Annotated in this window: 17 protein-coding genes and 1 tRNA gene; 11 read left to right on the forward strand and 7 right to left on the reverse strand. The window is 54.7% G+C overall.

Annotated elements, in window-relative coordinates; all coding sequences use genetic code 11:
* Positions 1 to 146 precede the first annotated feature (146 nt).
* Positions 147 to 1,718, reverse strand: coding sequence for a sodium/proline symporter PutP (gene putP, locus B142_RS0102560; RefSeq protein ID WP_018119982.1), 1,572 nt, complete (start codon positions 1,716 to 1,718; stop codon positions 147 to 149).
* 374 nt (positions 1,719 to 2,092) lie between these two features.
* On the opposite strand from putP, the gene B142_RS0102565 reads away from it, so the two are divergent.
* From B142_RS0102565 to B142_RS11650, 5 genes are all read left to right on the forward strand, one after another.
* On the forward strand, positions 2,093 to 5,197 hold the full coding sequence (locus tag B142_RS0102565) for a DEAD/DEAH box helicase (RefSeq protein ID WP_018119983.1): 3,105 nt from the start codon (positions 2,093 to 2,095) through the stop codon (positions 5,195 to 5,197).
* 35 nt (positions 5,198 to 5,232) lie between these two features.
* A complete protein-coding gene (locus B142_RS0102570) occupies positions 5,233 to 6,099 on the forward strand; it encodes an SWIM zinc finger family protein (RefSeq protein ID WP_018119984.1) in 867 nt (288 codons plus the stop codon).
* 29 nt (positions 6,100 to 6,128) lie between these two features.
* Positions 6,129 to 7,325, forward strand: coding sequence for a metallophosphoesterase family protein (locus tag B142_RS0102575; RefSeq protein WP_018119985.1), 1,197 nt, complete (start codon positions 6,129 to 6,131; stop codon positions 7,323 to 7,325).
* A complete protein-coding gene (locus B142_RS0102580) occupies positions 7,325 to 10,129 on the forward strand; it encodes an AAA family ATPase (protein WP_155860916.1) in 2,805 nt (934 codons plus the stop codon). Before B142_RS0102575 ends, B142_RS0102580 begins: the two co-directional genes overlap by 1 nt.
* 88 nt (positions 10,130 to 10,217) lie before the next feature.
* Complete coding sequence (locus B142_RS11650) at positions 10,218 to 10,739, forward strand: MarR family winged helix-turn-helix transcriptional regulator (protein WP_018119987.1); 522 nt, start codon at positions 10,218 to 10,220, stop codon at positions 10,737 to 10,739.
* Between the two features lie 90 nt (positions 10,740 to 10,829).
* Here B142_RS11650 and B142_RS0102590 read toward each other — a convergent pair.
* Both B142_RS0102590 and B142_RS0102595 read right to left on the reverse strand, forming a co-directional pair.
* A tRNA-Arg gene (locus B142_RS0102590) sits at positions 10,830 to 10,903 on the reverse strand.
* A gap of 97 nt (positions 10,904 to 11,000) precedes the next feature.
* The gene (locus B142_RS0102595) at positions 11,001 to 12,617 is read right to left on the reverse strand and encodes an alpha/beta fold hydrolase (protein WP_018119988.1); all 1,617 of its coding nucleotides are present in this window, start codon (positions 12,615 to 12,617) and stop codon (positions 11,001 to 11,003) included.
* A gap of 181 nt (positions 12,618 to 12,798) precedes the next feature.
* Here B142_RS0102595 and argS point away from each other — a divergent pair, with 181 nt between their 5' ends.
* The 4 genes from argS (at position 12,799) to thrB (ending at position 18,250) form a co-directional block, all read left to right on the forward strand.
* The gene (gene argS, locus B142_RS0102600) at positions 12,799 to 14,451 is read left to right on the forward strand and encodes an arginine--tRNA ligase (RefSeq protein WP_018119989.1); all 1,653 of its coding nucleotides are present in this window, start codon (positions 12,799 to 12,801) and stop codon (positions 14,449 to 14,451) included.
* A 4-nt stretch (positions 14,452 to 14,455) separates the two neighbouring features.
* On the forward strand, positions 14,456 to 15,811 hold the full coding sequence (gene lysA, locus B142_RS0102605; protein WP_018119990.1) for a diaminopimelate decarboxylase: 1,356 nt from the start codon (positions 14,456 to 14,458) through the stop codon (positions 15,809 to 15,811).
* A gap of 153 nt (positions 15,812 to 15,964) precedes the next feature.
* Positions 15,965 to 17,296, forward strand: a complete 1,332-nt coding sequence (locus B142_RS0102610) for a homoserine dehydrogenase (RefSeq protein ID WP_018119991.1) — start codon at positions 15,965 to 15,967, stop codon at positions 17,294 to 17,296.
* A 24-nt stretch (positions 17,297 to 17,320) separates the two neighbouring features.
* Positions 17,321 to 18,250, forward strand: coding sequence for a homoserine kinase (gene thrB / locus B142_RS0102615; protein WP_018119992.1), 930 nt, complete (start codon positions 17,321 to 17,323; stop codon positions 18,248 to 18,250).
* A 60-nt stretch (positions 18,251 to 18,310) separates the two neighbouring features.
* Here the strand turns inward: thrB and B142_RS11655 are convergent, their stop codons facing one another.
* The 4 genes from B142_RS11655 to B142_RS0102635 all read right to left on the reverse strand — a co-directional run bounded on the left by B142_RS11655 (position 18,311) and on the right by B142_RS0102635 (position 22,404).
* On the reverse strand, positions 18,311 to 20,296 hold the full coding sequence (locus B142_RS11655) for an ATP-binding cassette domain-containing protein (protein ID WP_018119993.1): 1,986 nt from the start codon (positions 20,294 to 20,296) through the stop codon (positions 18,311 to 18,313).
* 40 nt (positions 20,297 to 20,336) lie between these two features.
* On the reverse strand, positions 20,337 to 21,158 hold the full coding sequence (gene modA, locus B142_RS0102625; protein ID WP_018119994.1) for a molybdate ABC transporter substrate-binding protein: 822 nt from the start codon (positions 21,156 to 21,158) through the stop codon (positions 20,337 to 20,339).
* Between the two features lie 23 nt (positions 21,159 to 21,181).
* On the reverse strand, positions 21,182 to 22,054 hold the full coding sequence (gene fdhD / locus B142_RS0102630) for a formate dehydrogenase accessory sulfurtransferase FdhD (protein ID WP_018119995.1): 873 nt from the start codon (positions 22,052 to 22,054) through the stop codon (positions 21,182 to 21,184).
* Positions 22,055 to 22,143: 89 nt separating this feature from the next.
* On the reverse strand, positions 22,144 to 22,404 hold the full coding sequence (locus B142_RS0102635) for a MoaD/ThiS family protein (RefSeq protein ID WP_026167774.1): 261 nt from the start codon (positions 22,402 to 22,404) through the stop codon (positions 22,144 to 22,146).
* Between the two features lie 123 nt (positions 22,405 to 22,527).
* Between B142_RS0102635 and B142_RS11660 the strand changes: the two genes are divergently transcribed.
* Entirely contained in the window at positions 22,528 to 23,871 is a 1,344-nt protein-coding gene (locus B142_RS11660) for a molybdopterin molybdotransferase MoeA (protein WP_018119997.1), read from the forward strand.
* A gap of 125 nt (positions 23,872 to 23,996) precedes the next feature.
* Positions 23,997 to 25,538: an L-lactate MFS transporter gene (locus B142_RS0102645; protein ID WP_018119998.1), complete on the forward strand. Its 1,542-nt coding sequence runs from the start codon at positions 23,997 to 23,999 to the stop codon at positions 25,536 to 25,538.
* Positions 25,539 to 25,607 lie beyond the last annotated feature (69 nt).

Below are 25,607 nucleotides of genomic sequence, written 5' to 3' on the forward strand. Positions count from 1 at the left end.
CAGTGGCCAGGTTAGCGCAAAAGCTGAGAGATGTCAGATAGATAACAAAAAATCCCCTGTGGATGAGCTGATCCCATCCACAGGGGAGTGGCGCACCGCAGAAATGCATCTCCTGCGGTGTTAAGCGCCGAAGCTGGTTAAGAAACTTACTTCTTAACTTCTTCCGCGGCCTCGTCGAAGTCAACGTCTTCGTTTTCGGTCGCGATGTCGGTTAGCTTGGCAGCCTGATCAAACTGCTTCTTGACCTTGGTGTCTGGTTCCTTGGTTGCCAAGGTGACCAGTACGAGGGCAATAACAGCTGCTGCGAAGCCAGGCACGATCTCGTAGATGATGTCGGAGAACCATACGCCCCAAACTACGGAGACGATGGCACCGGTGGCCATACCTGCGATGGCACCTGGTGCGTTCAGACGCTTCCAGTACAGCGAGAACAGGACGACAGGACCGAATGCGGAACCGAAGCCTGCCCATGCGAATCCGACCAGTCCCAGGATGGAGTCGCTTGGGTTGACTGCCAGGATAGCGGCCAGAACAGCGACGGCAACAACGCAGGTGCGGGACAGGTTGATCAAAACCTGTTCTGCTGGCTTGCGCTTCGCGAACATCTTGTACAGGTCCTCGATCAGCGAGGAAGAGACAGCCAGCAGCTGGGAGGACATGGTGGACATAATCGCAGCCAGAACTGCGGTCAGAACCAGGCCTGCGATGAGTGGGTGGAACATGACGCGGGCCATGTCCAAGAAGACGGTCTCGAAAGCGTCCTGGTCGGTAATGGAATTGCCGGTCTGGGTGAAGAACACGGTGCCGACCAGTGCGACGAAGACGGCGCCGATAACGCAGAGCAGCATCCAGCCGATGCCCCAGAAACGACCTGCGCGGGCGTCGGTGGAGTTACGCAGGGCCATGAAGCGCACGATGATGTGTGGCTGGCCGAAGTAGCCCAAGCCCCAGGCGAAGTTACCAACGATAGCGGCAACTGCTCCGGCAGAAGCTACGTTGAACAGGTTGAAGAACTCTGGGTTGGCCTCGACGATGCCGTCGGTGCCGTAATCGTTGTCAGCTGCGAAGCTGAAGATGTCCGAACCACTGTCAAGAGATACGAACGCCATGATTGGGACGATCATCAGCGACAGGAACATGATAATGCCCTGGACAGTATCGGTATAAGACACAGCCAGGAAGCCACCGATGAAAGTGTAGGCAACAGTGATGGCCGCGACGATCAGCAGGCCGATCAGGTAGTCGCCATCGAAGGTGGACTCGAAGTAACGACCACCGGCCACCATGCCGGAGGAAACGTAGAAAGTAAAGAAGAAGATAATAACCGCTGCGGACAGAACACGCAGGATGCGAGATTTATCTGCTAGACGGTTTTCGAAGAAGGAAGGAACCGTAATCGAATCGTCTGCGATCTCGGAATATGCACGAAGACGTGGTGCAACAACCTTCCAGTTCACCCATGCACCGATCGTCAGACCGATCGCGATCCACAGTTCAACCATGCCGGATGCGAACAAAGCGCCCGGAAGGCCCATGAGCAGCCAGCCGGACATGTCCGATGCTCCGGCAGACAGCGCGGCGACAAATGGCGGAAGGCCGCGGCCTGCGAGGACGTAATCGTCGTATTGATCTGTTTGCTTATAGCTCCAGTAGCCAATCGCGAGCATCCCGAACATGTAGATGATGATCGCGATGACAAACCAGGTTGATTCAGTCACCGTTTCTCCTTGTAAGTAGACATCTGGCGCACCGGGAAGTGCGCATAATTTGTGCATTGCCTGGCATGTGGTAGCCGGGCGATACAGTTTGTCGAGCTCTGCTTACCACTTGAAAACTCAGCGACCTGCTGTTCGACGTTGCCATCGCGAATACTTAATCAGTAGTCACAGTGGCCTATCCGCACAGCAAAACGACTGGTTTTAGTGGACCAATGATTTACCGTAGTGAGAATTCGCAGCTCACCCAAATGTTACCTGCGTCAAACTCAGCTAAATTTCAGGTTTTTTAGGCTCTTAGCAGGCAACACTGCGGAGTATAACAGGATGATAACAATTAGATTTCGGCTCTGGTGCAAACTGGTAGTCTGTCCCTTATGTCTTCGTTCCTTCTGCACGGTCTGTGGCTGCCAGTTTCCGGGTTGAGCTTATGGATTGAAAAGGTGGAAGGGCGGAAGATTGTTCTGCCGGAACAGGTTCCATCCGGGACTTTTCCACCGATCGTCGAGTCCTTATTGCAGCGGCGTAGCTTCCGAAACCGTGCCCGCATTTCCTTGCGTACCCCCAAAGGCAAAGACGTCTCGCTTATGGTGCCCATGGGCCTTTTCGCTCCAGAAGATTCTGTGAAAATACTGAGCGAATTAGAATTTTTAGATAATTCCTCCCCGGCAGCAACGGAGTCCCAACGCAACGCGATCGCACCGGATCTTTATTGGTTGATTCGCATGTATACGGGACTAACCCAATTTGTCCGTGCCGGGCGAGTTACTGTTCGTCTGAGCTACCAGGCGGGTGAGTGGTTCCCCCAGTGGCATCTTGCCACGGGGCTGGCGGAACGTGGTTGGCTTAGCGAGATGATTGCGGCTTGCCCCGGAATTCTCACGGTCAATAATCGCGATCTTGCCGACGAATTAGCTCATCACCTGGTCCACTGGATCACCATCGCGCAACTGCAATCACTAGCGGCAGAACCCAGGCCGTACCCGTGGCATGAATTTTCCCAAGCGTTATTGAAAGGCCAACCAATTCGGCGCGGTAAGGGAGCGCTGTTGCGTGGGCTTAATGAGTGGAATGACTCGATCACCTCGGTTGATTTGCAACTGGTTATCATCGTGAATGAACCTCCGGATGAACCGCATGCGCACTGGCCTATCCGGGTGCAGGTGCGCTCTGGTACTGACTCGCCGCAGCCCATTCGCACAGACCAGCTTGACCAGTCGAGTGTCGAGTCTCTTCGTAAATCGCACCTGGAAGCAATCCGAGTGTCGCCGATGCTGGAACCGAACCTGGACCCGGTAGAGCGCATGCGTCGTCGACAAGAAGATGCTAACGCAGGTGATTGGGACGTCTACGTCGATACCGAAGATGTTGTTGCCTTCGTGAGTTCAGATATTACTAATCTTCGTGCAGCAGGGTTTACTGTCATGCTGCCACGTGCCTGGTCGCAGATGGAAACCACCGCCAAACTAGAAACCCGCGAGGTCAATGAGAAAGCGACCCAATCGCAACTGGGCATGGATAAGCTCGTCCAATACAACTGGCGGCTTTCCATCGGTGACCAGGAATTGAGCGACGAGGAAATGTCGGATTTGGTCAACTCGAAATCTGGGTTGATCAAGCTGCGCGGTAATTGGGTCATGGCGGATACCCAAGCACTGAGTCGAATCAGTGAGTACATGGACCAGTTGTCCGAAACGGCGTCGAAACGCGCGAAAAAACGGATGGAAAAAGCCGCACGCTTAGCGGAAATGGCACGCTTGGCGGAGTCCCCCGACGCTGACGAACTGGCTGCAGAAGCCGAAAGATTGCGGCAGGCCTACAACGATGCTGTCAAAAACAGCGCAGGTGCCGCCGACGCAGATGGCGCAGCAGGCGAGGGGGCGTTTACAGCTCAGGAAGTCACCGTCGGTGACCTCCGCGAGCTGGCGCTGCAGTCTATGGCCGATGAGCCCATCGAATTTACCGGATCGAACTGGCACGCGAGCCTGCTCGGAGGCATGGAAACGCCAGCGCCCCAGAGGGTAGAGATCCCAAATACCGTGCATGCGCAGTTGCGTGATTATCAGCGCCGCGGCGTGGATTGGATGTACTGGATGTCGCGCAACAACCTGGGGGCCGTGCTTGCCGACGACATGGGCTTAGGAAAGACACTGCAATTGTTGTCTTTGACTGCGATCGAAAAACACCGCGAACAATCGACTGGTCCCACGCTCGTCGTAGCGCCGACCTCAGTGGTAGGAAACTGGGCCCGGGAGGCAGCGAAATTCGTCCCTAGCCTACGAATCTTGGTGCACCACGGCAGCCAGCGTGCCACCGGGGATGAGTTTGTTCGTGTGGCGACAGAACGCGATCTCGTTATTACCTCGTATGGCACTGTGAGCCGCGATTTTTCTGCTCTGGGACGCATAGAATGGGATCGCGTAGTGCTGGATGAGGCGCAGGCTATCAAAAACGCGTCGACACGTGCGTCGAAAAGCGTTCGTTCTCTGCCTTCTCGCCACCGCATCGCTTTGACGGGTACCCCGGTAGAAAACCGCCTGTCCGAGATGCGTTCTATTGTCGATTTCACCAATCCGGGTGTGCTGGGCTCGGCAAGCTTTTTCCGACACCACTTCGCGAAACCAATTGAACGCGATAATGATGAGGAATTAACGGATCGTTTACGACGTTTGACAGCACCGTTTATTCTTCGACGCCTGAAGACAGATCCCGCCATCATCGATGACCTTCCAGAAAAAACAGAGGAAGTGCTCACCGTCACGTTGAGTGATGAACAAGCTGCCCTATACAAAGCTTTAGTTGATGACGTGCAACGCCAGCTCGAGACCAAAGATAAGGGCATGGCGCGCCGGGGCATGGTATTGGCCAGCCTGACGCGGATGAAACAGATTTGTAATCATCCGGCACATTACTTAGGCGATGGCTCACCAGTGACGTTGAAAGGCCAACATCGCTCAGGAAAAATCGAAAAGCTCATGGAGCTAGTGGATCACGCCGTGCAGTCGGGCCAGCGCATGCTGGTATTCACGCAATATCGGGCATTTGGGGAGATTCTGCAGCCATATTTGAGTGAGCAACTCGGAGAAAGCGTGCCTTTTTTGCACGGTGGCGTTCCGCAACAAAAGCGCGACCGGCTAGTGAGTGATTTCCAGGCAGACGATGGCCCAGCCGTGATGATTCTGTCGTTGAAAGCAGGCGGGACCGGGTTGAATCTCACTGCGGCTTCGATGGTTGTGCACATGGACCGGTGGTGGAACCCAGCGGTGGAAAACCAAGCGACTGACCGGGCTTTCCGCATTGGCCAGCAAAAGAATGTGGCGGTATATAAGATGATCAGCGCCGGGACGATGGAGGAATCCATTCAGGATATTCTCGACGGAAAGACGCACTTGGCAGGCGCCATCGTGGGTGAAGGTGAAGGCTGGATTACTGAACTGGAGCCCGAGCAATTGGCCGAATTGATGAGTTACCGTGAGCAGTAATCTGGCAGGAAAGCAGGCACGACACACTACAAGCTATGGACAATAATCGTATGCAAGGCGGTCGATCCAAAGGCGTGAAGAATTCCGAATCGGATAACGTCATTTACGCGAATTTCGGAGCGCGGAAGCGAGTCGACAATGCTGCAGACCTGGGCCCGGTTCAGGACTCACGAAAGTTATCCCGTTCCCGCCCGCTGCAAGGCTCGGCTGGCCTAGAACTGCGCAGCATGGTGCTCGATAACGCGGATGGCGGACGCTATAAGCGTGGTATTGACTATGCACGTGGTGGTCATGTCGTCGATATCGATATTCACAACGGTGCTGCGCACGGGAAAGTCGCGGGTTCGCAAAACCAGCCATTTTCGGTACTGATTCAGCTACCACCTCGTTCTGTTTCAGAGCTGAATTCGGTGGGAAGGCTGTTGGCGGAAACTTCCGGGGCGATGGAGCGGGTGCGTGCAGGAGAGCTTGCCGACGATGTCCTCAAAGTATTGCTAGCAGACAGCGATAGAGATATCCGCTGCTACTGCGATTGCCCCGATAGCGCGTGGATCTGTAAACATCTCGTGGCGTTCACTGAAGAATTGGGTGCAAAACTGGATGCCGACCCTGCTGCGGTCTTTCATCTCCGCGGAATCTCACTTCGGCAACTCGAAGAAATGATCGCAGCTTCGGCACAGGAAGTTGCGCGGAAGGCGACCGAAGATGGTGCAGAAACGTTCTGGACCGGCCGAGAATTACCGGCAGTGCCTAGCCCGAAGATTGCGCCTGCGCTGGATGATTCAGACCCAGATTTGCTGCGCAAGGCGTTACGCGCAGTTAGCCACACGAATATCGATTTATTGCGGGCCGTTTCTGATATCGAAGATATGTACCATTATTTAACTCACGAGAAATCCTAATGTGAGAGAGTTGTGTTAACAATGTAGTCGTGAAGCATTCGAGCACAGAACTCAACACAGACCAATCCGTGAAATTCCTGCATACTTCCGATTTTCAAATAGGCATGCATCGACGGTTTCTCGGCGGTGATGCCGGCGCACGTTTCGAAGAATCGCGATTGACAGCGATTGAAAGATTAGGCGAACTCGCCGAGAGCGAAGGCTGTGCGTTTATCGTTGTCGCGGGCGATGTTTTCAACGACAATTCCTTAGAACACCGCACGCTAGACCGTGCCCTAGAGACAATGCAATCGCTCCCAGTACCGTTGTATCTTTTACCCGGCAACCATGACCCGTTGGTGGCAGATTCCATCTTTTTCCGTGCTCGCGACCATTCCAATATTCATGTCATTGATAGCGCCGAGCCACAGGTAGTGGCAGAAGGTGTAGAGCTGGTTGGGGCACCGTTTTTGGTGAAAAACCCAGATCATGACTTGGTATCTGCTGCGTTAGAAGACCTGCAGCCGACGAACTCTATCCGCGTATTGGTCGGTCACGGGCAGGTAGAATCGCGTGGTGATGACATCAAACCCGATTTGATTGATCTGGACCGCGTGGAAGCTGCGCTTGCTTCCGGTGTGATTGATTATCTCGCTCTTGGTGATACTCATTCCACGGCTTCACTGGGTAATACCGGCAAAGTATGGTTTTCCGGAGCGCCGGAAACCACGGACTTTCATAAACTGGCGGATTGGGGATTTCCTGCCGACGGTGGGGAAGTCGATTCGGGAAATGTCTTGGTTGTGAGCATCAGCAAGCCCACAACGAACCCAGTGATGCAAGCAGTGGTAGACGTCGACAAGCACGCTATTGGGCAGTGGCAATTTCACGCGTTACGACCAGAGCTCGACGATGCCGCCAGCGTCGATGGCTTCGTGAACTACCTGCGTAGTTATGAAAATAAACGCCGCATGGTGGTGAAGTATTTTCTCCGCGGAGCGCTCAGCTTGACCGATACCATGCGCCTGGAACGCGAGCTGGCGGAACTTCGCCCGAGCTTTGGTGCACTGTATGAATCACAGTCTTCGCCGGGGTTGAACCTACAGCCAGAAGCAGGAGAACTAGAAAATCTTGAGGTTAGAGGGTATGCCCGTGCTGCGTTAGAAGAATTACTCAATGCAGCCGAAAACGATGGTACGGCGCGTGATGCTCTCCAATTACTGTTTAAAATTATGAAGGAGAATTGATGTTGCGTATTCATTCAATACAGTTGCAGAATGTTCGCGGAATCAGACGTCTGGATATCACAAATCTCCCGGACACTGGCGTCGTAGTGATTCACGGGAACAATGAAGCAGGAAAATCCACTATTATGGATGCTTTACATGCATGTTTGAACTACAAATATACAAGTATTGCACAGGAGATTAGGTCCCTGGTGCCTTATGATCGAGTAGGTTGGCCGGAAATCCGGTTAGGTCTCACAATTGGGTCAAACCACTTTGAATTATATAAGGAATTTAACGATAAGAAAAAGTCTGGTAAATGTGTGCTCCAGTATTTAGATGAGAAAAAATTAACTTTGTATAATGATGAGGCTGAGAACAAACTTCAAACACTCATCAACGAATATCTCGATACTAAATTATTAGATACACTTTTTGTGCGGCAAGGAAAACTGACTCATTCTCTTGCTGTAGCCGGAATTCCTAGTGTCGAAAAATCCTTGCATTCCGGTGTTGTGAACGACGCAGACGATTCGGCTGCGGATGCAAGGAACCTCGATTCTGTGTCGGGTACCAGTTCCGGTGTGGAAGACGCACAGGAAGAATCACGGCTACTTGCGGCCGTAAACGCGGAATACGCCCGGTATTACACCGACAAAACTGGCAAGCCAGCCAAGGAACTGAAAACCGCGGAAGAACGACTTGCGGACTCTCAGGAACAACAAGATGAGGCGAAAGCCCAGCTCGAAAAGGTCTCCGAATATGTTACCGAATACGAAGAGCTGAGTGAACGAGAAAAACAGGCTGCCGATGAGATTCCGGAAGCCGAAAAAGAATTAGCCGCCGCGGAAACCACGAAGAAGAACGCGCAGACGGTATATCAACGATTCGATGATGCCGCCGAGGCAGTCGGTAGAGCTGCGACGCAGAAAAACCTGGAAACTAAATTGCTCGAAGAGCGCAGTGGACTTGTCGACGAACTCAAACAAGAACTAGCGCGCCGGGATGAGCTGACAAGACAACTGGGGGAAGCAGAGGACGCAGCACAGCGGGAAGCAGAATTAATTGCAGAACTACGAGCAGCCCAGCGACGTGCTGATGCGGATTACCGGAAACAACGTGAGCGGCAGAAAATAGCCCGGGAGGCGGCGCGGGAGCTGCACAATGCGCAGCGTGCCCACGAATTACGTGAGCTGGTCAACAAAGTGACCGCAATCGATGCTGAAATCGGGGCAGTCCGTGAACAGATTGCGGCGTTGCCGTCCTATATTGACAAGGATGCCTGGCATCATCTGCGAGAACTCCACGATGACGTGGTCGTGGAACAAAAACTTGCCGTTGCGCACTCGGCTCGCTTGGAATTACGAGCGGAATCTCCGCAGACGGTGGTAGTCAATGATGGCACCGGAAGCCGTGAGATTTGTCTTGGTCAGGACTCGCACGCCGAGGAAGTAGACGAAGCCATCACGCTTGCCGACGGCACTGCACTGCGTTTCGGTGATATTATTGCGGTTTATCGCAGTGCACAGCAGGAGCGTACAGGTGATGATTCCCCAGTGTCTGCGTTAGAACAAGCACGGCAACGCCTGGAAGAAGAACTTGCTGTTTTGCACTGTTCGGATATAGCACACGCCGAGCAGGTATATATGAAATGCAACAACGTCGATGAGAAAATCACGGCGTTGCGCAATCGACGTGCCGGTGTTGTCGGTGACAAAGATATCGAAAGCGTGAAACAGGAGTTGTCTGATCTACCCCAGCACGAAGGCGGTAGCGACATTGGGGATGCTGATGAGATTGCAGCAGAACTGTCTGCTGCTGAGGCAGCTGAAGAACAAGCTCGGCAACGCCTGGAAGTATCTGCCGGTAAGCTCGCTGCTTATGACGGTCGGCCCGCTGAATCCGCAGCACTGCGTGTACGGGAACGGCGTAGCCTGGCGGAAGAACGTGTGCATGAGGCCGAGGTGAAAGTAGCGGACCGTGCAGATGCTGCGGCGATGGAGAAACTACGTGAAAACGTTGAGCTAGCGACTCGGAAGTGGGAACAAGCAATCGCTGAGCGGGACATTGCCCAAGCCGCTGTTGATGAAGTGGATCTGCCTATGGCAGTACGCAATTGGGAAGGTGCGCAGGCTCATCTTAACCAGTTGCAGAATACAGTGCGGGAAGCGGAAAACCGGAAACTCGCATTAAGCTCGCATATTGAAGCTGCTACTGGTGCTGCTGAGCGCTTGCAGAAAGCACAGGCGCACCTAGAAAACCATCGAGCTGATTACGCGGTTGTTGATCGCCGAGCCCAAGCGGCAGCGCGCCTGCGCGAGACGTTGCTGCAGCATCGAGAAGCAGCGCGCCTGCGGTACATGAAACCGTTTGCCCGCGAACTGGAACGTTTTGCGCAGGTAGTTTTTGGTCAGTCTGTCAGCTTTGAGCTCGACGAAAGCCTTGCAATTTCGAAACGCACGATCGGCGGCGCTGCGTTAGAAACTGAGCACTTATCCGGTGGAGCCCAGGAGCAATTGGCTCTGCTGATTCGGTTTGCTGTTGCCGCACTTACTGCCCGTGGACACCAGAGCAGTGCAGACACCAATAAACTCCTGGCTACAGATACGCTTTCGGACACTGACACGCTTCCGGCTATTCCTGTGCCCGTCATGGTTGATGATGCTCTGGGTTCTACTGATGCACACAGGTTGAAGCTCATGGCGACATTGTTTAGCGAAATTGGTCGGCAGACGCAGGTGTTTGTCTTGACATGTATGCCGGAGCGCTATTCCCGGGTGGTGGGCGCGCGGCGGTATTCGATGCGTGAATTGACTTCCAATTAGCTAGCTGAGTAGCCAGGTGCATAGGCATCTGGTTAACGGCTGGTTCGGTGAAATCTGACTTGTCAACAAAATTCGTTAGTATATGTGCATGGCGGAACCAGTACGTTGGCTTGATGATCATGAACAAGACCTGTGGCGTAGCATCTTGCAGGCAAACCGTAAGATCAATCGCGTTTTAGATGAGACACTGCTGAATGCTAGTGGATTGTCGACTGCGGAATACGGGGTGCTTGTCGTTCTTTCGGAAGCGCCCAATCACTGCCTGCGCTTGTGTGCGTTATGCGATGAATTGGTGTGGGACCGGTCCAGAACTTCGCACCAGATCACGCGTATGGAAAAGCGGGGGTTGCTACGTAAAGAACGCTTCAGCGGTGACGGCCGCGGCGTCAGCGTGGTGCTCACCGATGACGGTATGCAGCGGCTGCAAAAAGCAGTGCCTGATCACGTGGAGTCTGTGCGCAGGTTGATTTTCGATCACTTACATGAGGACGATAAACCAAGCATTCAACGGTTTATGAATGCCGTGCTCGCGGTGGACAATATCCCTGGATATGAAGCAGCCGATGGTTGTCCACCGTCTGCACCGTCTGCTCCCGGGCAGGATAATTAACAGGCTTATGTGCGATAGAAAATGAGCTAAACGACGAAAGTCTCGAGAACATCGTAGAAAACAACAACGATGTCTCGAGACAACACAGCGTGCCCCCGAAAGGGTTCGAACCTTCGACCTTCGGTACCGGAAACCGACGCTCTAATCCGCTGAGCTACGGGGGCAATCCGGCGGAATTTACCGCGACCTAAATACTAACACCTCATCGCACATTGGCAATAATTAGCAGGTCGCGGGTGGTTCTGTGAAAAATAGGGCTGGTTATTGCTCGAAGTAGCCCGGTGCATCGGACTGCTGTGGGGTCTTGCCGGTCCGAAGGTAGTCTACGACGATATCGTCGACGACTTTGTTGCCGTTGCCCACGTGACCGTGGCCTGGGCCATGAACGGTGAGAACGTGCGCGTTCATGACGTCGGCAAGAGCTTCATGGTCAGCATAGACAGTTTGTGGGTCTCCAGTGGCACTGACCTGAAGCGGTTGCACGTCAAGTTCGGCACCATCCAAGTGAGCCACTCCGGTAATCGGTGCCGCACCGTTGCAGGTGTGGCCAGCCGCCAAGCTGTAGGAATTGGCAGTAGGAATATCACTGACGACAAAGTTTGCCCACAGGTATTCCGGCAGCAACGCAGGGTTCGTTGGCGTCGTGTTTTCATTGCAGACTAATAACTGCTGTGTCGCAATCGTGGCAACTTGCGCTTGTTGGATCTTCTCAATTTCTGCATCACTGAGTTCGGTAGGCTGTTCCAGTTCAGCAAACATATCCTCGCTGCCATTGATATGTTTCGCGAGCTTGTCCCATTGCCGTGGTTGCGGAACCAACTGGTGGGTGACGATAGCGGTCAAGGATTGATCGAGGCTGGCGCCAGGAGCGAGTGCGGAACGCGTTAAATGTTCCAGCTGGGCAGAACCCTGACTCGTGGCATTGATAATTTCTGTGCCGATTGCGCCGGACCATTCCAATCCTGCTGGTAGATCACCAATTCGGGCAGCTGGGGGCAGATTGGTGGGGTTTACTCCGGATTCCTCCAAAACCTTGTGCGACCATGAATTATAGGCGGCTAGCGGAGTGGTGCCGAGGCCATAAGTGTCATTGCGGTCAGCCACATAGGTGAAAAAATCTGCGTAGGCGTTGTCGTATCCCCGTTTTTGTTGCGTGAGTACACCACCCCACGAAGCATAGGGGTTCATGGCGGAATCGAGGATTAACCGATCTGTATGTTGTGGGTACGCGCTTGCGTATGCAGACCCCAAGTAGGTGCCGTAGGACAGGCCTAGAATCGAGATTTCGTCGTATCCTAGAGCCTGGCGTACCCACTCCCAATCATGCGCGGTGTTCTGCGTGGTCAAGGAATCGGTGTATCCCGGTGTGGAATTCTCGCAGGTATCTTTCCAGAATCCGCCAGGGTGGGTGATGGGATTATTGGCAATGACATCTCGGGGTTCATCGCAGCGCACTGGCGTAGAACCCGGTAGGCCGCGTGGCTGGACGACGATACGGTCCCATTCTTGGGTGATGCCTTCCGGCCATTCGAACATGTCACCGGCGAAGTAAGAATAACCGTCTCCGCCAGGTCCGCCCGGGTTGCCGAATAATGCACCGCGCGAGCTTCCAGAAGCTTTCTGCCGGACAAAGCCGACGGAGATGGTGCCAGCTTCTGGGTTGTCGTGGTAGGTGGGAACGTCGATGCGGCCGCATTCTGCGTTGTCGTCGGTAACCTGCGCGGGGCAGTCTTCCCAGGTAATTTCCGCATTGCGTGCGGGGTGTTGTGCGATGCCGGCGTGTGCTGTTAACGGTTGGAACAACGCAACGGAAGCGCCCAGGCAAGCAACGCTGGCGATAGTGGTACGGCTCCGTTGAAAAAATGGTATCGAGCGCACTGGCAAGTCCTTCCAAGAAGTGACGAAAGTGAAAATAGTTACTTCATGCGATGCTAGCGGTTTAAGTTGTGCGGGGTGCCGGGAAACGCCGGGCACCTCACGATCGTTCTGTGTCTGTCGAAAAATGTTCAAATTGCCTGGTTTCTTTAGCCAGGTTGCTTGTCTATTACACTAAGGAGCTATGACTCCAGCTGATCTTTCCCAATTAATTAAAGACACCGCTACCGCCGTAATGACAGAGCGTGACTTGGACTCGTCTGTGTTGCCTGAGGTGGTAACAGTGGAGCGGCCACGCAACCCGGAGCATGGTGATTACGCCAGCAATGTCGCTTTGCAGGTGGCGAAAAAGGCTGGAGCTAACCCGCGGGAATTCGCTAGCTGGTTGGCGGAGGCATTAGCAGAAAATGCGGCGATTGACCACGCTGAGATCGCGGGGCCCGGATTTCTGAATATTCGCCTAGCTGCCGATGCGCAAGGTGAGATCGTCGCCAAGATTCTGCGCGAAAAAGACACTTTTGGAAATTCGGATCTGTGTGCTGGACAGCGTATCAACCTCGAATTTGTTTCGGCAAACCCTACAGGGCCTATCCATCTAGGTGGTACACGTTGGGCTGCCGTCGGCGATTCCTTAGGTCGTGTGTTGGAGGCCAGCGGGGCAGACGTTACCCGGGAGTATTATTTCAACGATCATGGTGGACAGATTGACCGTTTCTCGCGGTCGCTGGTAGCGAATGCCAAAGGCGAGCCGACCCCAGAAGACGGCTACGGTGGGGACTATATCCACGAAATCGCCAGCGCGGTGCTTGAGAAAAACCCAGCTGCGCTCGACGGTGAGCCAGCTGAAGTGCAAGAAAACTTCCGGGCACTCGGCGTGGACATGATGTTCGAGCAGATCAAAGCTTCGTTGCGAGAATTTGGCGTGGAGTACGACGTGTATTTTCACGAAAATTCTCTGTATGAATCCGGTGCGGTAGACAAGGCAATTGCCACCCTGAAGGAGAACGACAATCTGTACGAAGCCGACGGCGCGTGGTGGCTGCGGTCAGAGAAATTCGGTGATGACAAAGACCGTGTGGTGATCAAATCTGATGGCGATCACGCATACATCGCTGGTGATATCGCATATGTTGCCGATAAGTTCGACCGCGGCCATAACCTGGCAATTTATATGTTGGGCGCCGACCACCATGGCTATATTGGACGTTTGCGCGCAGCTGCTCAAGCCCTGGGATATGAGCCGGATAACGTGGAAGTGCTGATCGGTCAGATGGTGAACCTGCTTCGCGATGGCAAACCGGTACGGATGTCTAAACGCGCCGGAACCGTCATCACCTTGGAAGATTTGGTCGAAGCCATCGGCATCGATGGCGCGCGTTATGCGTTGGTTCGCTCTAATGTGGATACTTCGGTGGATATTGACCTGGAGCTGTGGACTGCGCAGTCAGCTGATAATCCCGTGTACTACGTGCAATATGGCCACGCCCGGCTGTGTTCGATTGAGCGGAAAGCCGCAGAGCTCGGAGTGGATGCGGAATCTCCAGATCTGGGCTTGTTGGTCCATGATAAAGAAGGCGACCTCATCCGCACCTTGGGTGAGTTCCCAGAGGTGGTGGCAACCGCCGCACAACTACGCGAACCACACCGCATTGCCCGCTACGTTGAGGACCTAGCGGCAACCTTCCATCGTTTTTATGATCAATGCCAGATTCTGCCGAAAGCAGGCGAGCAGGCGCAAGCTATCCACAGTGCGCGTTTAGCATTAGCGCGTGCGACGCGACAGGTATTACACAACGGCTTGACCATGGTAGGTGTCAACGCACCAGAACGGATGTAGTTGTATGAGCATGCACCTTTCTGATTTCAATGAATTGCCTAGCCATGTCTGGCCACGGAATGCGCGTCGCAACAACGACGGTACGGTGACTATTGCAGGCGTGGCCTTGCCAGACATCGTCGCGGAACATGGCACTCCCGTCATGGTTTTCGATGAAGACGATTTTCGCTCGCGGTGCCGCGATATGGCGCAGGCTTTTCACGGGGCTGAAAACGTGCATTATGCCTCCAAAGCGATGCTGTCGACACGCATCGTTCGGTGGGTCAAGGATGAGGGCTTGTCTCTCGATGTAGCTTCACTCAACGAGCTTCTCATTGCATTGCGCGCGGGATTTCCAGCCGAACGCATCACGGTGCACGGTAACACCAAAAACCGGGAGTTCTTGCACCACTGTGTTGCCGCACGAGTCGGTCACGTGGTCTTGGACGCTCCCGGCGAGCTTGTGGAGCTCAATGAGATTGCTGCAGAAATGAATCAGCACCAGTCTGTCTTCGTGCGCGTAACCCCGGGCGTGGATGCGCATACCCATGAATTCATCGCGACCAGCCATGAAGATCAAAAATTCGGCTTTTCCCTCGCTGCCGGTGATGCGTGGCAGGCCGTCGTCGATGCGCAGCAAGCGAGTAATTTGGACTTGGATGGCATCCATTGTCATGTAGGCTCCCAGGTTTTTGATGCCGATGGTTTCACACTCGCCGCCGACCGCCTATTGGAATTGTTCGCGCGGGTGCATCAAGAGTTGGGCGTGCAGCTGCCGATTTTGGATCTCGGTGGCGGCTATGGTGTGCCCTATCTTGCCGACGACTCCGAGTTGGATATCGCGGGCATTGCCGCAGACCTGATCGCGGCGGTGAATAATAAAGCGGCATTTCTCGGGATCGATCCGCCACAAGTCGTCGTAGAACCTGGTCGTGCGCTTGTTGGTCCTGCTGCTGTGACGATCTATGAGGTCGGTGCGGATAAAAACGTGCAAATCGATGACGACCGCTACCGCAGGTATCTCGCGGTCGACGGGGGAATGTCGGATAATATTCGCCCAGCGTTGTACGGTGCTGATTACGACGCGCGCGTGGTCTCGCGGTTTACGGATGGGCACCAGAAATCCACCCGTTTGGTGGGGGCACACTGCGAGTCCGGCGATATTTTGATCCCAGATTTTGCTTGCCCAGCGGATGTGCGCACCGGTGATTTGTTGGGGCTGGCAGTAACCGGGGCTTATTGTTACCCAATGTCTTCGCGGTATAACGCCTTTACCCGTCCTGCGGTGGTCTCAGTCCGGGACGGGCGTGCCGAGCTGATGCTGCGACGGGAAACCATCGAAGACTTGTTGAGCCTCGATGTGGAACCGGATGTACATTAAGCCATGCTCTCCGTGGATTGCGGGATTAGGCTGCCGATCCACCGTGGCTGAATAAATTTCGCCAAGCAAGCTAAATCTGCCGCTAAAGACGGTACGATTGTCGGCAGAAAACTGTGAAGACCAACGACGATCTACGAAGGAATGCGAAACAACATGGTCGCTAATTCACCTGCCAATACCGACAACAATGCTGGCAAGCCGGTCGGAATTGCGGTATTAGGAATGGGTACCGTCGGTACCGAGGTCATTCGCTTGCTGGCGGAAAATTCCGAGCACTTCCGGCAACGCGTCGGTGGCCCATTGGAATTGCGCGGCGTGGCAGTTGATGACACCTCGAAGCCACGCCGTGGTGTAGATCCAGAGATGATCACCGGTGATGCGCACGCGCTGATTGAGCGTGATGATGTCGATGTCGTCGTCGAGCTCATTGGCGGTATTGATTATCCGCGTGAGCTGGTGCTTGCTGCGTTGCGTGCTGGTAAATCGGTGGTGACCGCGAATAAAGCTCTCGTTGCCGCGCACGCTGATGAACTTGCGCAAGCTGCAGAAGATTCTGGAGTCGATCTGTACTTTGAGGCCGCCGTGGCTGCTGCGATCCCAGTTGTCGGCATGTTGCGTCGTTCATTGGCAGGTGATCAGATCCGTCGTATCTCTGGAATCGTCAACGGTACGACGAACTTCATCTTGGACAAAATGATCACTGAGGGCATGGGCTACGATGAGGCCCTGCAGATTGCTACTGACTTAGGGTATGCGGAAGCAGACCCTACTGCCGATGTCGATGGCCACGATGCGGCCTCCAAGGCTGCAATTATGGCATCGCTCGGGTTCTATACTCGCGTTAACTTTAACGATGTGCACTGCGAAGGCATCCGCGACATCACCGCAGCCGATATCGCTGCCGCAGACAAGGCGGGATACGTCATCAAGTTGTTGGGAATCTGCGAAAAGATCACCGACGATCAGGGCAATGATGCAGTCAATGCGCGCGTCCACCCAACTTTGGTGGCTAAGGATCACCCGTTGGCTTCTGTCAACGAGTCCTACAACGCTATCTTCGTGGAAGCCGAGGCCGCTGGTTCACTGATGTTCTACGGCAACGGTGCGGGCGGTGACCCAACCGCGTCGGCAGTGCTGGGGGACTTGGTGGGAGCTTCCCGCAACAAGGTGCATGGCGGCCGCGCACCAGGTGACAACACCTACGCCAACCTGCCCATCGCCGACTTCGGCGAAGTACGCACCCGTTATCACATTGACATGGAAGTAGTAGATCGCGCCGGTGTTTTGTCCGATCTTTCTGCGACATTCGCACAGCAGGGTATTTCTTTGCGTACTGTGCGTCAGGAAGAAAATGACAATGGCGTTGCTCGCCTCATCGTGGTTACCCACAGTGCGAAGGAATCCTTGCTGCATGACACCGTCGAAGCACTGAAGAAATCGTCGGACGTTAAGCAAGTGCATTCTGTGATCCGTTTGGACGTATAAGGAATTAGGGGAGCAACGTAGTTCATGAGCACCGAACTAGAAATTGGCACGAAGGCGACGGTCAGAGTGCCCGCATCGTCGGCTAACCTAGGGCCGGGTTATGACACACTGGGCCTGGCATTGGGCATTTACGATGTCATCGAGGTTGAGGTCACTTCCTCTGGCCTAGAGATCGAAATTTATGGTGAGGGTGAAGACGATCTGCCGCGGGATGGTTCACATTTGGTGGTCAAGGCTCTGCGCTCCGGGCTGAACGCGGCTGATGCGACTGCACCGGGGCTGCGAGTTACCTGCACTAATGCCATTCCACAGTCGCGCGGACTGGGCTCCTCGGCGTCGTCAGCGGTTGCCGGTGTGGCTGCCGCGAATGCGTTGGCTGGGTATCCATTGTCGGATAACCAGGTGGTGCAGTTGTCTTCCGCGTTTGAAGGCCACCCGGATAATGCTGCGGCCTCGGTTCTTGGCGGAGCGACGGTGTCCTGGATGACGGTTCCGGTTGATGGTCGCTCAGCCCCGGAATACAAGGCTGTGAGTATTGGGGTGCACGAGACCATCCGAGCGACGGCCATCGTACCCGATTTTCATGCCTCAACCCCTGCAGTTCGCCGGGTGCTCCCCAGCCACGTTACGCACGGTGACGCCGCATTCAACGTGTCCCGCGTGGCTGTGATGACGGTAGCTATCCAGCATCACCCAGATTTGCTGTGGGAAGGCACCCGAGATCGTTTGCACCAACCGTACCGCGCTGACGTGCTGCCAGTGACAGCGGAATGGGTCAACCGCTTGCGGAACCGTGGTTATGCTGCGTACCTCTCCGGCGCGGGCCCGACAATCATGGTGCTGCACACCGAAGATATTGCGGAAGGCCTGCTTGCCGACGCCCGCGAGCAGGGATTGAAGGTCGTCGAGTTGGGGGTTGCTGGTCCAGTAGAAACGAGCGTTACTCACGCCTAGCGGTTGTTTGAGACGCTGAAGGTGCTAGCCGCATTCGGCTAGCACCTTATTTGTGTCCTCCTAGTTGCTGTTTGGTTGGTTCTGCATCACTGTCCTGTCTTCGGCAGCCAATGCTGTTACAAAGATCTTCGCTGGGTCGATGCCCCAGGTAATTTGTTCGTCGAGTTCTAGCCCGAGTTCGTGGGCATCTTGTGGTGAGATGGTGATATCAACCTGCTCACCGTGTGTATCCACCGTGACGTCGCAGACCGTGGGGTGGGGAACGGAAAGATCAGTAATCCGTCCGGTCCAAGAATTGTCCTGGGTACCCGAGTTGCTGGCCGGTTCGTGTTGCGATAACCAAGCATCGGAAGGAAGCCATGTCGCTAGTACCTCAGTGCCGTGCGCCGTTCTTGCTGAAGCACCGTCGCCCCCCAAGGCAAGGCCCTCGGTGGCTACTTTGAGTGAGAACTCACCACAGTTAATCTGCGTTGATGTATTCCCAGCATTGTCTGTGTCCAGGCCAGGCATAATGTGTGCTGCCACCGCGTTGAGTCCCAAGGTCGTTGCCAAAAATTTTGTACTTGGGGCAGCGGTGAGTTCTGTCGTTTTGTCATAGGCAACGATTTTTCCGGAGGCAATGGACATGACGTAATCGGATAGTGAGGAAATATCATGCCCGTTATGCGTGACCAGCAGTGTGGTGCGTTGCTGGGAAGTGGTGCGGAAATATGCCTTCCATTGGGCGGCAATCGAGCTATCGAGGCCCGCGAATGGCTCATCGAGGATCAAGACCTCGGGGCTGGCGGCAATAGCCCGGACGATGGCAACCTGGCGTGATTGCCCTCCGGATAACGCTGGTACAGGCACAGCTTGCAGTTCACTAAGACCAGCAGCAGCTAATAATTCCTTTGCTCGGTCTGTATCCCGGGTCGCCATGGTGACCGCCTGCAACACGGTAGAAGCAGGAGGCAATGCGGGATTTTGGGTCAAAATAATGACTTTTGGCTGCTTGCGGTATTCGTTTCCGTTATCGTCCACGAATTCCACATCAGCTCCGCCGAGGCGGCCAGCGATTGCTTTCATGAGCGTGGTCTTACCAGCGCCATTGGAACCAACCACGGCAGTGGTCTGTCCTGCTTGAACGTCGCAACCGTTGACCTTGATTCCCACCGGCGTCGTGGTCGCGGCCGTGAGCACACTAAGGCGTTGCCGGTTGAGACCAATATTTCGGCTTACGCGGTGCTTGTGACGCTTTTTTAATACTGTTGGCAACCCGGAAAGACACAGCACAACGATGGCGATGAAGATCAACAACGCCGCTTGTACATAAGCGATATCTGCGTCGACTTCGCGGTTGAGGTAGATCGCCAATGGGAGAGTACGAGTTTCGCCTGGCAACGAACCCGCAAAGGTAAGCGTGGCGCCGAATTCTCCTAGTGAACGAGCTAGTCCTAAGCCTGCACCCGTAACGATAGCGGGCAGAATCGTCGGCAAGATTACTCGCCAGATCACCCGCGGGTAGCTCATACCGATGCTGAGTGCGGAATCAATGATTTCTTGGTTAATCTGGCGCAACGCAGAATCGGCCGAGACGATGATAAATGGCAAGGTAATAAACACGTGTGATGCCACTACGCCGCTAAAGGTAAAAGCGATATCGATACCGAGCGCATCCAAGATCCCGGAAGTATAGGAGCGCCGACCGATCGCAGCTGTGAGCGCTAGGCCTGCGACTACCGGTGGCATAGCTAGTGGTAAGACGACTAATAACCGAATAAACCAACCGCTTTTGCTGTTCTGCAACAACCACAACGACAGCGGGATTCCGAGCGCTAACGTAATGGTAGTGGATAAAACAGCAGCGTAGAGCGATAACTTTAATGCTTCCAGGGTAGAAGCTTCCGTGGTGATTTCAACGAATCGATCCCACGGTACGCGGAAAATCAGGGCCGATAGTGGGCCCAGCACCGTCACCACGGCAATTGCCGCAAGAAACACCAGGGCAATTGGGTTTTTCGGTCGAACTGGGTGCGGGGTCCAATCGGCAGAATGAGTGTGTGCCATGGTGCGGTGCTTTCAGCCGTTATTTAATTGGGGCCGTTATTTACTTGGAGGCTGCTGGCAAGAATCCAGCGTCTTCCCATACCGAGCGCATTGCTTCACTGCGCAGTAACTCGAGAACGGCCTGTGCAGCCTCAGCATTGGCAGCGTTCTTCAGCACGGCAGCTGGGTAATCATTCACAAAATCCTCAGCGTTCGGGATTTCAATGACTTCGATTTCGTCACCGGCAGCAACAGCGTCGGTCTTGTATACCCATGCCGCATCAGCCTGACCGGAGGTGACTTTACCCAGGGTGTCGGTCACGGAGTGCTCCAGTGAGGATGGGTGCAGGTCGAGGTTGTTTTCTTCGGCCAGCTGCTCAGTCAGGTTGCCACATGGGACCGAGGGATCACACAGAACCAGGGTGGTATCTTCAGTGAGATCTTCGACGCTGTTGATGTTTGCTGGGTTATCAGCTGGAACCACCATGACCAGAGTGTTCGCTGCGACCATGTCGGATTCTTCTACGTCGCCGTTTTCTTTGGCCTTGTCCATCGACTTGGTGTCGGCGGTCAGCAAAACATCTGCTGGTGCACCCTCCTTGATCTGGTTGACCAAGTCGGTGGAACCGGCATTGTTGATGGTCAAATTAACTGGTGGGTCCAGTTTCTTAGCTTCCTCTACTAGTTCATCACCAATCACACGGGTGGAAGCAGCGGCGAACAGGGTAACGTCCTGTGCGGCAGCAGATTCGCCAGTGGTTTCTGCTGCGGAGCTGTCGGTGGAGCCACCGTCGGACTGGCAACCAGCCAGTGTGAGGGCGCTGGCTGCGAGCGCACCGGTGGCGATGCGACGAATGGTGGTTGCGCGGTTCCGAGGAAGCATGGAATCTCTCCTTTTAAGTGTTCCTAGTCAATACCTTCCAAGCTTCCATTATACAAATTAAAACGATTTTCACGGGTGAATCCGCTAAGAAAAAATCCCGTTTGACGTGCAAGTTCGACCGCTAGTGATGTGGCAGCCGACACGGCAACCAAGCCAGAGAATCCAGCCAACACGGCTTTTTGCACAAGCTCGAAGCTAGCGCGTGACGTCATGACCAAATACATGTGTTCCGCGGGTAATTGGTCGTCCATCACCATCGCACCGATGACTTTGTCCGCAGCATTGTGTCGGCCAACATCCTCTCGTATAACGACCAGATTTCCGTCGTGGGTTACCGCGCCAGCTGCATGGATACCGCCGGTCCGGCGGAAAGCATTTTGATTGTTGTGTAATAACCCCGGCAGAGACAAGATGAATTCTGGCGTAGGACGCACCGGGGAAATGGGATACGAGCTGCGCTTGGCGACGTCGTCGATAGAAGTGGTTCCGCAGATGCCACAGGCTGAGGTAGTTGCCACCGAGCGCACCGGTAGCGACGAGGACGTGATCGTCGCACGGAGCTCGACGTCGATGGTGTTATACGTGTTATAACCATCGGATCCAACTGCGCCACCGCAGTACCGCATGGTTGCGACGTCAGATGCGCGGCTGATGATACCTTCTGCATGCAAGAGCCCGTGCACTAATTCAAAATCATTGCCCGGGGTGCGCATGGTGGTCACAAAATCTCTGCCATCGATGCGGATCTGTAGAGGTTCTTCCACCGCGAGGGTGTCTACGCGTTCGGATGTTGAGACCTCATCGGTGTGAGGTGCAACTGTGGACTCGGCACGTGCTGCGGTGGTATCCCGGTATACCCGAGTAATAGGAGTGCGGGATGTGAGCCGTTGGGCCATGGTGAAAAACCTACTTCGTCGTGCGTGCCAGGTCAGTAATATGCGTGAGCTGTAGCCAGCAATAACCGGAATTCAAGCAGGCAGTTTTTCTAACCACCCGCGAATGGTGGTAATACGTCAACGCGTTGGACGCCTGCCAAAGAAGCCGAGGGAGTAGCGGAGGCACCGTCGAGAAGAAAACTACAACGCGGGAAGATATCTGCCAGTCCCATGCCAGAATCTGTGGTTCCACTGTGTTGTTGTGCGCGGGATTCCAGGAGTTCGCCCAAAGTTGTGAACTCAGTTTCCGTAATATCTTCGCGGGCAGTTCCCGCTGCAGCGCGGGCTGCGGAAAAATAGTGAATGCTCAGCATGATGCATACCATTCTGCCTGGTCGGATAGCGGAAATGCAATTTCTCAGGATAGGTGTCTATCGCGGCAAATTTTTCGGACTACCGCGGCCACAGCGAGACGAAAGTGCTTAAATGGAGCCATGAATAACCGCGGGCAGACAGCATCAGCAACGCCAGGAAACACAAAACCGACACCGGAAGAGCACTTGGCTGCGATCACCGAATTAATCGCACAATGTGGAAACTGGCCGTCTATCGAAGAAATTGCCGTCGTCGATGCCTTAGGCCGTGCCCTCGCCACGTCCGTACCAGCACCGTATGATTCGCCGCGGTTTTCCAACTCGCAAGTCGACGGATACGCACTTAGTCACGCCGCGCTTGAGCGGTTGCCCGGTGTTTTCTCTGTTGGTAATGATATCCCCGCCGGTACCGATCCGGCCGCGGTGTACCCACAAGGCATAGATCCGGAGAATACCGGTGAGATGATCGTGCCCATCATGACCGGCGCGAAAGTGCCCGAGGGCACTGCTGCGATCGTGCGCGTCGAAGACGCTTTACCACCGGAGTTTCCAGGCACGGTGGTGAGAGAACCTGCCGAGGCAACTGGCAATAGGGCTGCCACAACAACCGACAGCGGCGAACCCGCGTCCGCGCGCCGGGAAATTGTTGCAGCGCAGGCCGGTCAGTTCGTTCGCCAGCAGGGCATTGATAGCAGCGCTGGGGACATTATCGTTGAGGCTGGCGAAGTGTTGACGCCCACGGCGATCGCCGCTCTAGCGTTTCAGGGAGTGCCGACTGTGCAAGTGCGCGCACGCGCGCGGGTTCTGATCGCGACCGGTGGGGCAGAAGTCGCAGAGATCGGCGAGCTGGATACTGAAGCTGGATCTGCAATCATTCCGGATGCAAATTTCCCCATGTTGGCAGCACAAGCGCGGCGCTACGGTCTGGAACCGGTTGGCCGGGTGCACATTGATGACGACGTCGACAAGCTTGCCACCAGCTTGCAGCGGGCAATCGAGGAATATCATCCTGACCTCGTTGTTACCTCCGGCGGGATTAGTAAAGGTAAATACGAGGTCGTGCGCCAGCTGCTTGCCGACGGCAGCGACGCTTGGTTTGGTGCGGTTTCGCAACAACCTGGTGGGCCGCAAGGCTATGGATCATTCGCTGGAGTGCCGTGCGTGTGTTTGCCGGGCAATCCGGTTTCTTCGCTCGTGAGTTTTCGGTTGTTTGTCGCTCCTGCCGTGGGGGTGGCTCCGGACCCAATCGAGGTCATTGCCACGGAACCGTTGACCGGGTTGGCTGATAAGGATCAGTTCTTGCGTGCCCGGCTTGAGTATTCCGGCGGGCACGTTCGGGCGCGTATTGTGTCCGGCCCTGGTTCGCATTTGTTGCAGCAGGCGGTGGCCGCCGATGCACTGGTGCGGGTTCCCGCGGGTGCCACGATTAATGCGCGCCAGCGGGTGTGGGCGTACCCGTTTTAGCTGATTTTAAAGGCCCCGGTTGTTGCAAGGGTGGCCTGTTTTCTGAGACCTGAATCGCCGTGATCTATTATTTTTAACACACTAGATATAGTGAGATAACACACAAAAATTATGGGGAGACGATCATGGCAACGGCCACCTCATTCTTTTCGCGGACTAGGATCATTGCGCCAAAAGAATTTAATCGCTGGTTAATCCCACCAGCTGCCCTGGCAATTCACCTATCTATCGGCCAGGTTTATGCCTTTTCGGTATTTAAAGCCCCGCTGATGGAATTTTTCGCAGTCCGCGAAGTGGCCGTGGGCTGGATCTTCTCCCTTGCGATCGGCATGCTGGGGCTTTCTTCTGCCGTTGCCGGAAATTGGGTAGAAAAGGTTGGCCCGAGAACGTCCATGGCTACCGCAGGGCTGTTCTGGGTCGTTGGCTTTTTCGTCGCCACGTTTGGCCTGGCCATTGGGCAATTATGGCTGGTTTACGTGGGCTATGGCGTCATTGGCGGTATTGGCCTGGGCATCGGGTATATCTCTCCAGTTTCCACGTTGATGAAGTGGTTTCCCGATAAGCCCGGCCTTGCTACCGGAATGGCGATCATGGGCTTCGGTGGTGGCGCTCTCATTGCGAGCCCAGCGTCGAATACCTTGATGGAATTCTTTGGCGGTGGCACAGAAACCGCCGATCTTGCCGATGGTCTTTACGGGACTTTCCTGACCTTGGCCATCTTGTATCTCGTGGTTATTGCACTAGGTTCCTACGCGATTCGCTTGCCGCACCCAGATTGGACACCAGCGGGATTCAAACCGGAAGACAACTCCGGGAAGAAGCTGAAAACCACGGGCAACGTCTCTGCGAATACCGCCATCCGTACCCCGCAGTTCTGGCTGCTGTGGGTAGTGCTGTTTGTCAACGTCACTGCGGGTATCGGAATTCTGGAAAATGCTGCACCGATGGCACAGGATTATTTCCCGGAAATCACCGCGGGCGCTGCCGCAGGATATGTGGGTTTGCTATCCCTGGCCAATATGGGTGGCCGTTTTGTGTGGTCCACGGTCTCGGACTGGATCGGTAGGAAGAACACTTATTTCCTGTACCTCGGACTAGGTTTGCTGTTGTACCTGGTGGTTGCTACTTTCTCCTCGGCCTCGCTGGCGATCTTCGTTCTCAGCACGTTGGTGATTATTTCGTTCTATGGTGGTGGGTTTTCCACGGTTCCGGCCTACCTCAAAGATCTCTTCGGGGTATATAACGTTGGTGCCATCCACGGTCGGTTGCTCACGGCCTGGGCAGCTGCTGGCATCGCTGGCCCGCTTATCGTAAACACTCTGGTGGAATCGCGTGCCGACGCCGGATTGGACGGTGCTAACCTGTACCGCGCCAGCCTGTTGTTGATGTGTGGTCTTCTGGCGGTTGGTGTGATTGCTAACTTCCTGATCCGGCCGGTCGATGAGAAGCATCACGTTGACGTGAACGTCGTCAAGGAAAAAGAAGCTGCCGATCGTAAAGCAGTCGATGATGCAGAGCGTGCCGCGAAACAAAGCGGGCAGGCAAAAGGCAATTCGAGCGTCGTGCACAATGCGGTCTCATTGATCTTGGGAGTTTTCATCGGTGTCAGTCTGGCTTTCGGACTTTGGGACACGATGGTGCGCGCGGCAGGGCTGTTTACCGGATAGCGCGATCACTAACACAAAGCGTCTAAGCGTGTGAGATTTGCACAAAATATCGCGGTATGCGGGTTGTCG

This window comes from Corynebacterium propinquum DSM 44285 (genome assembly GCF_000375525.1).
Classification (GTDB): domain Bacteria; phylum Actinomycetota; class Actinomycetes; order Mycobacteriales; family Mycobacteriaceae; genus Corynebacterium; species Corynebacterium propinquum.

What these genes read in the sequence shown, in the direction of transcription:
- B142_RS0102565 (WP_018119983.1), top strand. Translation starts at nt 2,093, where the DNA reads ATGTCTTCGTTCCTTCTGCACGGTCTGTGGCTGCCAGTTTCCGGGTTG.
- B142_RS0102570 (WP_018119984.1), top strand. Translation starts at nt 5,233, where the DNA reads ATGGACAATAATCGTATGCAAGGCGGTCGATCCAAAGGCGTGAAGAAT.
- B142_RS0102580 (WP_155860916.1), top strand. Translation starts at nt 7,325, where the DNA reads ATGTTGCGTATTCATTCAATACAGTTGCAGAATGTTCGCGGAATCAGA.
- B142_RS11650 (WP_018119987.1), top strand. Translation starts at nt 10,218, where the DNA reads ATGGCGGAACCAGTACGTTGGCTTGATGATCATGAACAAGACCTGTGG.
- argS (WP_018119989.1), top strand. Translation starts at nt 12,799, where the DNA reads ATGACTCCAGCTGATCTTTCCCAATTAATTAAAGACACCGCTACCGCC.
- lysA (WP_018119990.1), top strand. Translation starts at nt 14,456, where the DNA reads ATGAGCATGCACCTTTCTGATTTCAATGAATTGCCTAGCCATGTCTGG.
- B142_RS0102610 (WP_018119991.1), top strand. Translation starts at nt 15,965, where the DNA reads ATGGTCGCTAATTCACCTGCCAATACCGACAACAATGCTGGCAAGCCG.
- thrB (WP_018119992.1), top strand. Translation starts at nt 17,321, where the DNA reads ATGAGCACCGAACTAGAAATTGGCACGAAGGCGACGGTCAGAGTGCCC.
- B142_RS11655 (WP_018119993.1), bottom strand. Translation starts at nt 20,296, where the DNA reads ATGGCACACACTCATTCTGCCGATTGGACCCCGCACCCAGTTCGACCG.
- modA (WP_018119994.1), bottom strand. Translation starts at nt 21,158, where the DNA reads ATGCTTCCTCGGAACCGCGCAACCACCATTCGTCGCATCGCCACCGGT.
- fdhD (WP_018119995.1), bottom strand. Translation starts at nt 22,054, where the DNA reads ATGGCCCAACGGCTCACATCCCGCACTCCTATTACTCGGGTATACCGG.
- B142_RS11660 (WP_018119997.1), top strand. Translation starts at nt 22,528, where the DNA reads ATGAATAACCGCGGGCAGACAGCATCAGCAACGCCAGGAAACACAAAA.
- B142_RS0102645 (WP_018119998.1), top strand. Translation starts at nt 23,997, where the DNA reads ATGGCAACGGCCACCTCATTCTTTTCGCGGACTAGGATCATTGCGCCA.